This window comes from Erwinia sp. JH02, assembly GCF_013074405.1.
Taxonomy (GTDB): Bacteria; Pseudomonadota; Gammaproteobacteria; order Enterobacterales; family Enterobacteriaceae; genus Erwinia; species Erwinia rhapontici.
Window position 1 is genome coordinate 448,050 of the sequence record NZ_JABANZ010000006.1, and the last position, 12,656, is coordinate 460,705.

At 56.5% G+C, this 12,656-nt stretch carries 9 protein-coding genes and 3 pseudogenes; 9 read left to right on the top strand and 3 right to left on the bottom strand.

What is annotated here, in order from left to right:
* Positions 1-52 precede the first annotated feature (52 nt).
* Positions 53-880 carry an AraC family transcriptional regulator gene (locus HHI26_RS17630; protein WP_133842982.1) on the bottom strand — a complete coding sequence of 276 codons (828 nt, stop codon included), beginning with the start codon at positions 878-880 and terminating at the stop codon, positions 53-55.
* A 246-nt stretch (positions 881-1,126) separates the two neighbouring features.
* Between HHI26_RS17630 and HHI26_RS17635 the strand changes: the two genes are divergently transcribed.
* The 7 genes and pseudogenes from HHI26_RS17635 to HHI26_RS17665 all read left to right on the top strand — a co-directional run bounded on the left by HHI26_RS17635 (position 1,127) and on the right by HHI26_RS17665 (position 9,963).
* The gene (locus HHI26_RS17635) at positions 1,127-2,431 is read left to right on the top strand and encodes an alpha-glucosidase/alpha-galactosidase (RefSeq protein WP_171149425.1); all 1,305 of its coding nucleotides are present in this window, start codon (positions 1,127-1,129) and stop codon (positions 2,429-2,431) included.
* A gap of 83 nt (positions 2,432-2,514) precedes the next feature.
* Complete coding sequence (gene melB / locus HHI26_RS17640; RefSeq protein ID WP_167864414.1) at positions 2,515-3,969, top strand: melibiose:sodium transporter MelB; 1,455 nt, start codon at positions 2,515-2,517, stop codon at positions 3,967-3,969.
* 794 nt (positions 3,970-4,763) lie between these two features.
* Positions 4,764-6,287, top strand: coding sequence for an ABC transporter substrate-binding protein (locus HHI26_RS17645; protein ID WP_171149426.1), 1,524 nt, complete (start codon positions 4,764-4,766; stop codon positions 6,285-6,287).
* Positions 6,284-7,219 (top strand): ABC transporter permease, encoded by a 936-nt coding sequence (locus tag HHI26_RS17650; RefSeq protein WP_133842990.1) that lies wholly within the window; start codon positions 6,284-6,286, stop codon positions 7,217-7,219. Before HHI26_RS17645 ends, HHI26_RS17650 begins: the two co-directional genes overlap by 4 nt.
* A pseudogene (locus tag HHI26_RS17655) lies at positions 7,219-8,018 on the top strand (ABC transporter permease subunit). The gene HHI26_RS17650 and the pseudogene HHI26_RS17655 overlap by 1 nt, the downstream one beginning before the upstream one ends.
* Positions 8,015-9,424, top strand: coding sequence for an ATP-binding cassette domain-containing protein (locus HHI26_RS17660; RefSeq protein WP_171149427.1), 1,410 nt, complete (start codon positions 8,015-8,017; stop codon positions 9,422-9,424). Before HHI26_RS17655 ends, HHI26_RS17660 begins: the two are co-directional and overlap by 4 nt.
* A 128-nt stretch (positions 9,425-9,552) precedes the next feature.
* Entirely contained in the window at positions 9,553-9,963 is a 411-nt protein-coding gene (locus HHI26_RS17665) for an ASCH domain-containing protein (protein WP_171149428.1), read from the top strand.
* 37 nt (positions 9,964-10,000) lie between these two features.
* On the opposite strand, the pseudogene HHI26_RS25690 reads toward HHI26_RS17665, so the two are convergent.
* Positions 10,001-10,150, bottom strand: a pseudogene (locus HHI26_RS25690) (AraC family transcriptional regulator); the annotation flags it as partial.
* 35 nt (positions 10,151-10,185) lie between these two features.
* Positions 10,186-10,647, bottom strand: coding sequence for a GNAT family N-acetyltransferase (locus HHI26_RS17670; protein WP_171149429.1), 462 nt, complete (start codon positions 10,645-10,647; stop codon positions 10,186-10,188).
* Positions 10,648-10,787: 140 nt separating this feature from the next.
* Between HHI26_RS17670 and HHI26_RS17675 the strand changes: the two are divergent.
* Both HHI26_RS17675 and HHI26_RS17680 read left to right on the top strand, forming a co-directional pair.
* A pseudogene (locus HHI26_RS17675) lies at positions 10,788-10,931 on the top strand (hypothetical protein); the annotation flags it as partial.
* A 454-nt stretch (positions 10,932-11,385) separates the two neighbouring features.
* On the top strand, positions 11,386-12,267 hold the full coding sequence (locus tag HHI26_RS17680; protein ID WP_171149431.1) for a hypothetical protein: 882 nt from the start codon (positions 11,386-11,388) through the stop codon (positions 12,265-12,267).
* Positions 12,268-12,656 lie beyond the last annotated feature (389 nt).

The window sequence follows — 12,656 nt, forward strand, 5'->3', positions numbered from 1 at the left end:
CCGGCCCGTAGCCGGGCAGTGCCACAGAGTATGGCAGAATCTCAGCCACCCATCAGGCCGGGCGGGCTTTCTCGCGCCGCCACTGCGTAGGGGAGCAGTGAAAATGTTGCTGAAATACCTTGGCAAACTGCATCTGACTGGTGTAACCCAGTGAATAGGCTATTACTTTTATTGGCAGGCTGGGGTCAGAGAGCAGCGAAGTGGCCACCTCCATCCGCAGCAACAACAGATACTGTTTCGGACCATAGCCGAACTGCTGCTGAAACAGGCGGCTGAGATAGCTGCGGTCAATATTGCAGTGGTCTGCCACCTCGCCAATCGCGAGATTACGGTGGTAGTGGCGTTCAATAAACTGAATGGCACTGTCCAGGTGTTTATTTCCGCAACGGGTTTCCTCACCGTCCTCGTGGTGCGCGTTGGCGATTAATGCATCAAGAAACAGGCAGGTTAACCCGGCGATACGCAGCGAATGTACCGGGTCCTGTGCCACCAGTTGTTGCAAATAGGGGTAGGCAGGGCAGGGAGAAAGCGTCTCTTTTGGCCGATACAATGGCATGTCACGGCGTAACCCGCATTTTTCCAGGCTTCTCAACGCAATCAATCCATCCAGTTCCACCCACATATATTCCCATGGCCGCTGTTTATCGGCGGTGTAGGTGGTGATCTCATGCGGATGGATAAGAAACGCCTCCCCCTGACGCACGGGCCAGCGCCGATCGCCGCTAAACAGCGTCCCGCCGCCGCGTATCACATAATGTAAAAGATAGTGCTGGCGCACTGCGGGGCCATAGCTGTGCTGGCTGGCGCAGACTTCATGCCCGTACTGATAAATGTTCAGACCAAACTGGGCAATGTCATCGGGGTGAATATCTTTCTGCATGGCATCTTCCTTTTATTTTTCAGCTTATTACAGCAGTGAATCGTCAGCTGGTTGCGTGAAATAAACCCGGGTTGTGACATTGCACCGTTATTTTGCTCGTCGGGGACGGTAATTAGCGAGCCAGATCACAGTTCGATTTGGCGGTCGTTTTTCACCATATCAATGTCAAAAAATGACATAGGCAGCCGTGCGCCTGCTGCCTAAAGTGAGTGCAACTTCACCTCATGGATTCAAAAGGGCACAACAATGAAAATTACGTTTCTCGGGGCAGGCAGTACGGTATTTGCGAAGAATGTACTGGGGGATATTCTGGCAACGCCCGCGTTGCAGCAGGTGGATATCGCCCTGTATGACATTGACGCTGAACGGCTTAATGACTCCTGGCTGATGCTGAATAATCTCAATGCCAATCTGTGCCAGGGCAAAGCTCGCATTGAGAAATACGCCGGCGTGGAGCAGCGCCGCCATGCGTTGCAGGGGGCCAGCTATGTGATTAACGCCATCCAGGTCGGCGGCTACGATCCCTGCACCATTACTGATTTTGAGATCGCAAAAAAGTACGGACTGCGCCAGACCATTGCCGATACTCTCGGTATTGGCGGGATTTTCCGTGCATTACGCACCATTCCGGTGATGCTGGATTTCGCCCGTGATATGGAAGCGGTGTGCCCGGATGCCTGGCTGCTGAACTACACCAACCCGATGGCGTCGCTGACCGGTGCCATGCTGCAACACACGGGGATTAAAACCGTTGGCCTGTGCCACAGCGTGCAGGTTTGTGCTGAGACACTGCTGAAGTCCGTTGATATGTCGATGGACGGTGTGAAATGGCAGATTGCCGGTATCAACCATATGGCGTGGTTGCTCAATATTACCCGTGATGGCGAAGACATTTACCCGGAGATCAAACGCCGCGCGTTGGCCCTGTCGGATAAACATGACGATATGGTACGTCACGAAATCATGCGCGTCTTTGGCTATTACGTCACCGAGTCCTCCGAACATAATGCGGAATATATGCCGTACTGGATCAAGCGCAACTATCCCGAGCTGATTGAGCGTTTTAATATTCCGCTGGATGAATATCCGCGTCGCTGTATTGAGCAGATCGACCGCTGGCATCAGCAGCGCGATAAGCTGACGCAAAACGAGAACCTCAGCCATACGCGCAGCCACGAGTACGCGTCGTGGATGATTGAAGCGATGGAAACCGATGTGCCGTATAAGATTGGCGGCAACGTTCTGAATCACGGGCTGATCACCAACCTGCCGTCCCAGGCTTGCGTAGAGGTGCCGTGTCTGGTGGATGGTCAGGGTGTGACGCCATGTTATGTCGGCGACCTGCCGCCACAGCTGGCGGCGCTTAACCGCACCAATATTAATAGCCAGCTGCTGACCATTGAGGCCGCGATCAGCCATAAAAAAGAGCATATCTACCATGCTGCGCTGCTTGACCCGCACACCTCTGCTGAACTGTCGATTGATGACACGGTGAAGCTGTGCGACGAACTGATCGCCGCTCACGGTGACTGGTTACCCACTTACCGTTAATCCCTGAAACGGGTACAGCGCTTTGGCTCGTGGCGGCCACTTATGGCCGCCATTTACGATGACACTGGCAGGGATTAATCACGATGACAGTTTCGGTAAAAACAAAAATCAGCTACGGGCTGGGGGCATTCGGTAAGGATTTTGCCATCGGCATTATCTATATGTATCTGATGTACTACTACACCGATGTGGTTGGGGTATCGGTCAGTATGGTGGCCTCACTGTTCCTGGTGGCGCGCATTCTTGATGCCTTCTTTGACCCGGTGATGGGCTGGATTGTTGAGCGCACCCGCACCCGCTGGGGCAAGTTTAAACCCTGGATATTGATTGGTACGCTGAGCAATTCGGTGGTGCTGGTCTCCGTTTTCTGTGCGCATAACTTCGAGGGCGGTGCGCTGATTGCGTGGATTTGGGCGACCTACCTGCTGTGGGGCTTTACCTATACCCTGATGGACGTGCCGTTCTGGTCGCTGGTGCCCTGCATTACCCTCGACAAACGGGAACGTGAAGCGCTGATCCCGTGGCCGCGTTTCTTCGCCAGTCTGGCGGGTTACACCACCGGGGTGATCGGTCTGCCGCTGGTGAACTACCTGGGTGACGGCAACAAAGGGCAGGGGTTCATGCTGTTCTCGCTGATCCTGGTGGTGTTTTTTATCCTCTCTGCGATCATCACGCTGCGTAATATCGAAGAGAAATACTCTTCCTCTGCCGTGCCGAATGCGCCAGAGCAGACCACCATTAAAGCCGTACTCAGCATGATTTTCCGCAACCGCCCCTTGTTTGCGCTGCTGCTGATGGCGCTGGCCTGGAATCTGGCACATAACGTGATTACCGCATTTGCCATCTACTACTTCACCTATGTGGTGGGCCGGGCAGAGCTGTTCCCGTGGTACATGATGTATGCCGGGATCGCCAACCTGATCGCCATCCTCTGCTTCCCGAAACTGGTGGCGCGCTTCTCACGGCGGGCGATCTGGATTAGCGCCTCGGTGCTGCCGGTGATGAGCTGTCTGCTGCTGCTGGTGGTGGGCATGTATGCGCCGCAGAGCGCCACGCTGATTTCGCTGTCCGGGATTCTGGTTAACATTGGCGGGGCTTTCTTCTGGGTGATGCTGGTGATTATGGTCGCGGATACCGTGGATTATGGCGACTACGCGCTGGGCGTTCGCATTGAAAGTATCGCCTTCTCGGTGCAAACCATGGTGGTAAAAGCCGGTGCCGCGTTTGCCGGGCTGCTGATTGGCGTGATGCTGGGTGTGGTGGGGTATGTTCCGGGGGCGCAGCAGTCAGCCAGCACCATCATGGGGATGCAGGGGATTATGATTGGCCTGCCGCTGGTGTTCTTTGTTCTCACGCTGTGGATCTACCTGCGTCACTACAAGCTGGATGGCGAAATCCTGCATGAAATGCAGCGGGCCTTACAGCATAAATATGGCGAAGGGCAGGGGGTGATGACTGCGCAGGTCAGGCCGCTGGAGAGTGACGCTGAGGGCAGATATACATCTGAGACGTTGAATCCGGGTCACCTCAAACCGTAGTGGACGTGCGCGATTGTCCAGGTCAACGTCAAGGGCGTTTCGCTTTCCCGCTGCGCGGGCTGAGCGACCCAGGGTGGGCAGTCGCCCCCACCCTGGGGACCCGGGCTTGCGGCTGGCGCATCGCCCGCTTTCAGCGGGTGCCTTCGCAAGCGTCGTTCACCGACGCACCGGTCGTGACGGCACATCCCTGTGCCGGCTCTCCCTCTCACCGCCGTCCTGGCTGTTCGTCCTGGTTCACTGTGCTTCCTCAGCGCTGCTGAATGCCGCCTCAACCTCAAAACCCAGGTCAACACCCAACCCGAAAACAACTCAGGGCGCGTAGATACCGTCTTGCCCGTAATGTTGAGCAGGACGCCAATCCGGAGTTACGGGGCGATCGGAAAAGATGATCGCCCCCTACGAAAGATCGCCATGCAGTCGGGGTTTTAAAATTTACAGCGAGCGCTATCTTGCGGGGATGGGGCCCGTTTGAGGTAAGCCGGACGTCACGCGACAGGACGTCGCGTGCCGAGGCCCGCAGGGATGCGGCCGTTGCCGTTCCGGCGTGCTCAAACGGGCCTCAGCCCTGAAGCCAGACTGCCAGCGACAAAAATGGCTGGGGATCCCTCAGTGGATGACCTTTTTTCGGTCGTCCCGTGGCAGGCGTTATCTCCAGGTACACAGAATCCCCCGTTAAATACGGGGAATTGTAACTACAGATTGCTAATTGTAATGTTATAAAGTAACAGTTATCATCCGCAGCGCGGGCGTCAGCCTGCGTTGTTCCCTTTCTCTGGATAAAGGATTGATAACGGATGCACAAATTTTTACGCTCACCGCTGCTGGCCCTGATGCTGGCGGCCATTGCTGCCCCAGCCAGTGCCGCCCCTGAGCGGGTCGCCGCGCTGGTCGCCCCCTTCGAAATCAAAGGTACAGACCCGACGCTTTCCGGCGATATTTTCCTGAAAATGTCGATTGTCGAAACCCTCGTCAACGCGGATACCGCCGGGCAGCCGCTGCCTGGCCTGGCGACCAGCTGGACGGTGTCCGACGATGGTCTGCTGTGGCGCTTTACCCTGCGTCCTGGCGTGAAATTCCATGATGGCAGTCCGCTGACTGCTGAGAGTGTGGTGAATGCGCTGGAAGTCTCACGCAGTAAACCCGGCCTGCTGGATAAAGCTCCGGTCACCGCCATCCGCGCCGAAGCAGGGCAGGTAGTGATTGCGCTCAGCCAGCCGTTTACGCCGCTGCTCAGTATGCTGGCGGAAAACCGTGCTCAGATCCTGGCGCCTGCTTCTTACGATGCCGCGCACAAAGTCGTGCAGATTATCGGTAGCGGCCCGTACCGGATGACCTCCTTGCAGGCACCGCAGAAGCTGACCGTGACCCGTTTCCACGACTACTGGGGCAAAGCCCCTGCCATTGAGCAGGCCAGCTACATGGCCGTGGGTCGCGCGGAAACCCGTGCCCTGCTGGCTGAAAGTGGCAATGCCGATATGGTGCTGAATCTCGATCCTGCCAGCCGCAGCCGTCTGAAAAACAACCGCAACGTGCAGTTGCTGTCAGTCTCGATCCCGCGCAGCGTCCTGCTGAAAGTGAATGCCGGGCATCCGCTGCTGAATGATGTGCGTGTGCGCCAGGCGCTGAGCATGGCGCTCGATCGTCAGGGCATTGCACGCGCCATTCTGCGTTATCCGGCGGCAGCCGATCAGCTGTTTCCCCCTTCCGTGGCGCAGTGGCATAACGCCAGCCTGACGCCTCTGGCGAATCAGCCGCAGCAGGCCCAGGCGCTGCTGGCGGAGCTTGGCTGGAAACCGGGAGCAGACGGCGTGCTGCAACGTAACGGCAAGCCATTCTCCCTGACGCTGACCACCTATCCTGACCGCCCGGAGCTGCCACTGATCGCGGCGGCCATCCAGCAGCAGCTGCGTGAAGTCGGCGTGCAGGTGGCGATCAACTCGACCAACTCCGGGGAAATTGCCGCGAAGCATCATGACGGCACGCTGGAGCTGGCGCTGGTGGCACGTAACTTTGCGCTGACGCCAGATCCACTGGGTACGCTGTTGCAGGATTATCCACCTCAGGGCGGAGAGTGGGGGGCAATGAACTGGAGCAACGCCACGTTCAATCAGACCCTGGCCGACCTGGTGCAGGGCCGCGACCCGGCGAAAAGCCAGGCAGAACGTCAGCAGTTAACGCGCATTCTGCAAACCGATCTGCCCACCATTCCGGTGGCCTGGTATCAGCAGACCGCGGCCGTGTCTAAACGTCTGAGTGGTGCCACCCTTGACCCGTTTGAGCGCACCTTCGGACTGGAAAAAATGAGGTGGGCTGAATGATACGGATGCTGGGCTACCGCTTGTTGCAGGCCGGACTGGTGGCGCTGCTGGTCGGCGGCCTGACCTTTGTGCTGATGCGCTCGCTGCCGGGGGATATTGCCTACCGTATTGCGGCGGGGCGTTACGGTTATGACCGCGTTGATGCGGCGGCGGCCAGCGCGGTTCAGCAAGAGCTGGGGCTGGATCGCCCGGCCTGGCAGGCGCTGGCAGACTGGTTTGTGCAACTGCTGCACTTCAATCCCGGTAACTCGCTGGTGTCCGGTGCGCCGGTGATGGAAGAGATAGGTCATCAGCTGGGGCAGACCCTGCTGCTGGCGGCCGTGGCGCTGCTACTGTCACTGCTGCTCGGCCCGCCGCTCGGCATTCTGGCCGGGTTGTCCCCCGGTGGGAAGCTGGATCGCGCGCTGCTGGCGATCTCCACCACGCTGCGTGCGCTGCCGCACTTTGTGCTCGGGCTGATTCTGGTGGTGATCTTTGCGCTCAACCTGGGCCTGCTACCTGCGGCCGGCTATGGCGATGTGCAGCATGTGCTGCTGCCTGCCCTGACGCTGGCCCTCGGGTTGGCTGCGGTGTCCAGCCGGGTGGCGCGCAACGCCATGCGCCAGGTGACTGACTCGGCCTGGTATCAGTTTGGCCGCACCAAAGGGCTGAAAGAGGGCACGCTGTTCTGGCGGCACGGTCTGCGCAACGTCAGCGTGCCGCTGGTGACGTACCTCAGCGTTCAGTTTATCTACCTGATTGAAGGCGTGATCGTGGTGGAGACGCTGTTCGCCTGGCCGGGCATTGGTCATGCACTGGTGCATGCGATTTTTGCCCGCGATGTGCCGATGATTCAGGGTACGGCACTGGTTATGGGGCTGATGTTTGTGCTGCTCAACGCACTCAGTGACGGGCTGTGTTACTGGCTCGATCCGCGAAGGAAAAATGCATGATGATGACGATAGTGCGCCGCAGTTCGCTGGCGCAACGGACCGGGGCAGCACTGTTACTGCTGTTGGTGGTGTTTGCTTTTGTGCTGCCGCTGCTGTGGCCGCAGGACCCGGTGCGGCAGAAGTTGATGCTGGCACTGCAATGGCCTGACCTCAGTGCCCCCTTCGGTTATGACCATCTGGGGCGCTCCCTGTTTGCCCGTCTGACAGCGGCGATCCGTCTGTCGCTGGGGCTGGCCTTTGTCAGCGTGCTGAGTGCGATGATCCCCGGCATTCTACTGGGCGTGCTGGCAGCCTGGCGCGGGGGGGGGTGGATCGTGGCGTCTCACTGCTGGCCGATGCGTTTCTGGCGTTGCCCGGCCTGCTGCTGGTGCTGCTGCTCACCGCGTTGGTGCCTGACTCGGCCGTGATGCTGTATGTCGGGATTTCCCTGCTGCTGTGGGTGGAGTATTTCCGTATCAGTCGTGCCATTGCACGCCCGCTGCTGAGCTCACCCGCCGTACAGGCATCGCGTCTGCTGGGCCTGAGTCCGTGGCTGATTTTCCGCCGTCATTTGTGGCCGGAGATGGCACCCGTGGTGCTGACCGTAGCGGCCTTTGGGGCAGCCAGCGCGATTATGGCGATTGCTGCGTTAGGCTTTGTCAGCGTTGGCGTTCGCCCACCGACCCCGGAGCTGGGGCTAATGATGACCGAGCTGCTGCCGTATTATGAAGAAGCGCCGTATGCGCTGTTGCAGCCCGTGGTGGTGGTGTTTTTACTGGTGTTAAGCCTGCTGTTGCTGGCAGGCAGGGAGAAAGCATGATCCTGATGGATATTGAACAGGCGGCCGTTAGCGGCGGCGATTTACCGGTGCAGCCGCTGTCGTTTACGCTGCGTGCCGGGCAGCCATTTACGCTGTTAGGGGAAACCGGATCGGGTAAAAGCCTGCTGGCGCAGGCGGTGATCGGCACGCTGCCCGCCGGACTGAAGGCCAGCGGTACGCTGCACGTTGATGGTCAGGCATTGCCGCTGGCTTTCCATCCGGCGCGTGCCTTCTGGGGGCATCGGCTGGGCATTCTGCCGCAGGAGCCGTGGCTGGCGCTGGACCCGACCATGCGTGCAGGCGAGCAGGTGGCCGAGAGCTACCGCTTTCTGCGTGGCATGAAAGCGCGACCTGCCCGCGAGGCCGCCCTGCGCGATCTGGATGCGCTGGGCGTGTCCGCCGCAGCCGACCGCCTGCCGCAGGCACTGTCCGGCGGGATGGCCCAGCGGGTGGCCTTTGCCGCGGCGCGGGCCGGTGGGGCGAACATTATTGTCGCCGATGAACCGACCAAAGGGCTGGATGTGGCGCGGCGCGATGAAGTGATCGCCTTGCTGTTGCAGGAAGTGCGCGCAGGCGGCGGGTTGCTGACCATCACCCATGATATTGAACTGGCCCGCCAGATCGGCGGTGAAGTGGCCGTCATGCTGCGCGGTGAAATCATCGAGCGTGGCAGTGCAGAGCAGGTGCTGACGCAGCCGCAGCATCCTTATACCCAGGCGTTGCTGGCTGCCGATCCGGCTCGCTGGGCCGCACGTTTACCTGCTGCACACGCGCGTGACGTGGTGCTGGAAGCCCATAACCTCAGTATCACGCGCGGAGGCCGTCAGTTGTTCAGCGACCAGTCGCTGCGCGTCCATGCCGGGGAGGTGATTGGCATTACTGGCCCCAGCGGCTGCGGTAAGAGCAGCTTCGGCGATATCCTGCTCGGGCTGCTGGCCGCTGACAGTGGAGACGTGGTGCGTGACCGCCAGTTAGCCGCGGTGAAGTACCAGAAGATTTTCCAGGATCCGCCGTCTGCTTTTGCGCCGCGTGTCACGCTGCGTGAGGCATTAAGTGATGTGGTGAAACGTCATCGCCTAGACGGCGCACGCATTGCGCCTCTGATGGAACGACTGAAGCTGCGCCCGCTGCTGCTGGACCGTTATCCTGGTGAGATTTCCGGCGGTGAGCTGCAGCGTTTTGCCCTGCTGCGCGTGCTGTTGCTCGACCCGGTGTTTCTGTTTGCCGATGAACCCACCTCGCGGCTGGATCTGCTGACCCAGCAACAGACCATTGAGCTGTTAGTCGAGGTCGCCGCAGAGCAGAACTGTGCGCTGCTGGTGGTCAGCCACGATGAAGCGCTGATTGATCATATCAGCCATCGGCGCATTCGTTTTGGGGAGGATGGGATCCGTAGTGGAGGGTAACACCGCCAAGGCATGGGTCACCTGTAATATTGAACGGCCCCATCGTAAACATTCATGTCAGGTCTTGATTGTGAGGGGCTGATGCTGGCTAATGTAGACTCAAAAATCTGTTTAAAAAGGATTTAGTGATGAGCATGATTGAACAATTAACCGTTAAGTACCCGGGCGCGATCGCATGGGCATTTGGGGACTCGCCAGAAATGGCAGATGAACTGGCTGAACTGGTCATCAAAGGCGTGAAAACGGCCACCTGTGGATCGCTTTCGTCGTTCAAAAACGAAGAGGGAGCACCCACCATTGGCGGTTACAGCATCATCCTTAACGGCAGAGACGAACCGGTATGCGTCATCAGGACTATTTCGCTGTGTATCGTTCGCTTCTGCGATGTCGATGAAGACCTTGTAAGGAAGGAGGGCGAGGGGGATCTCAGCCTGAAATACTGGAGGACAGAGCATAAAGCATTTTTCTCAAGAGAGGGCACATACCAGGAGGATATGGAGCTGGTTGCAGAAGAATTCGAGCGGGTTGAAGTCCTGTAGCAGGCGATTGTTGTACCCGTCGCGTGCGCAACGTCTGTTATTTCCGTCTTATTATTTTCCGGTAAACCGCAGGCGTGACGCCAGTCAGCCAACTGAAAACACGCCGCATCACGTCCGGCCCGGAAAAGCCGCATTCTGCGGCCAGTTTTTTCACGGGCAGCATTTCTCTCTCGATCAGAAGCCGCGCTTTTGATACCCGTCCATTTTTCTGTGGACGAGGGGTTACTGCGCTTTGACACGATAGATATCAGGCCGGGTTATCGCCCATGCATAATTCGGTTTATTGACAGGCTCATAACCGAACTTTTCATACAGCCAGGGCGCGGTGGTGGTGAACAGCGTGATCCTGCGGAGCCGGACAAAAACCGGGTGACTGTGGATGGATTGCATCAGCCATTTTGCCAGCCCCTGGCCCTGATGTTCTTCCAGCACGTAGACGTCGCACAGGTAGGCAAAGGTGGCGTAATCCGTAATAAGGCGGGCAAACCCCACCTGCACCCCATGGTGATAAAGGCCAAAGTTAAGGCTGTGACGGATCGCGTTCGTCACGGTATCTTTATCGATTCCGGCAGCCCACGTTGATCGGGTCAGATACTGGTGTATTGCCACCGCGTCTAACTTTTCGCTGTCGGTACTGATCAGGTAAGCGTTGCTGTGCCACTCATGTATCGCGTTTTCACCCATTTTTTGCCTGTTTATCCTGTGACAGTTTGCGTGATTTCAACCTTATCATGGGGCGGAAGGGCCAGGGGGAAAATTCAGGAGGTGAGGGGCGGGGGAGTAAGAGGAAGCTGGCTGATCCTAATAATTAGTGTTTGAGTTACTACTGGCAAGATCTGCAATCGGTTAAGACATTTGCCGGAGAAAGTTATCACGTCGCGGTGACTTACCCAGGTGACGAAGAATTTGAACTACTTTCCGATCCCTACGTTTTCCAGCATGTCGTGGAAAACGTTGTGCCGCTTTAGCTTCGTTTCCCGGGCAACCTGTCGGTTACCCGGATTTTGTATAATATCCATACTTATTCCACGCGCTAAGGTCTGCTCCTGGCACTGAGCGAGCGGACGCAAGTAGAGGAAGGTCAGCTGTGAGCGAGGTGCAGACGTTCTTGTACAAAGCATGTCGCCAGATTACAGTGAAGCCATTGATTGACAAGTGAGTCGAATCACACGCGCAACAGGCTTGCATGTAATGGTGAGCGCTTTAAAAAACGTGGTCGTCTCAGGCCGGACTGGAATCGTGCATTGTTTCATCCGTGTTGGGAAGACGTGCCGATTGTTGAGCCTAAAGGCACAGTTTCCTGTGCTGCTACATACAGATGAGGCGATCCTCGATTTCGACCTGTCCATAGAAAAGGCCCTCTTTCCTGGCAAGCTAAATGGTTCATTCAGATAATTGATCGGTTCCTGAGGACAACAAATAATGCTTTTCAATAATAAAAATCTGTTTATTACTCTCTTATCCCTCTGCACGTTCCAGACTTATGCAGCACAATGCACAGCGGAAACCATCGCTAAAAACAAACTGAACAACTTCATTCTCATGAGCCAGCAGACAAGAACAGAAATCCCCAAATCGGTTGAAATGACTATTGATAGTCCTAATGGGTATCTTCGTGCATCGGTTCAAGGCAACTTCAGTCAGTGCGGTGAGCTAATTGGCGGCAGTGTAAAAGAGGTCAAAACCTCAAGAGGCCCGAAAGCAGTATTCACGGCTACCAATGAAATTCAGCTGAACAGAACGGACTTTGGCTGGCGCATCCAGATGGATGCAAACGGGGTCATAGTCGATCACAACAGTAAGAAGACCACACAGCTGTACCAGCAGACTCTGGAGGGAATGTACCTGCTTAACAATAAAGGATTAATCAGCCACGCAGTTACACGCTCGACTATCGCGGCCACAAAAGCAGAAGATAAAGACAAAACCACAGTGAGCAAAATAGATTACGTTTTCAATTCATCAGGGTTGCTGGCAAGGATGGTAAGCAAAGGAAGTTTGCCGATAGATAACAATACGATTGTATACAGCTATGATGACAATCATCGCCTGATCAAAACCCAGTCCCCCTCAACCATAGAAGAGTATACCTATGATAACGAGGGCCGTGAGCTGACCCTGAGCAAGACCCAGACCTATTTCACCATCGAAAAAAACCTGTCCACGTGCGAGGAGTGGAACTCGCATGGAGAATGCACACGCGCCAATATGAACATCATGATTGTCCCAGTCGATCGGACGGGTAAACAGGATGTGGACAAATATAAAGCCGTTATAACGGCGAAATACGAATACTGGAACTGACTATTTCATCCGCCATATGGGTTGCCAAAATGATACTGGAACCGAAACTGGCTCCTTTATCACATCCTAATACTGAGCTGAGCAGCTCCGGTATTCATTCAGAGCATTAACGTCCGCTCCTGGCACACAGCAGACAAACACGTGGCGCTGAAGGTCCGCTCCGAGCGAGGAGCAGACATTAGAACGTACCTGTTAATCTGGAAGCTGACAATATGCTTCTTTAAATGACGTTAGGCTTCTCTCTGCTCTGGTAGTGGTTATAGGAGCGTATTGAGAGTAGTTGTCTTTTAGAGTGGCAATACGTTATGCTCATTTCGCTCGTCATATCTTATATGATGTCAACATACACCATAAAATTTCTAACCGGTATTGAAGATGGAAAATTCAGA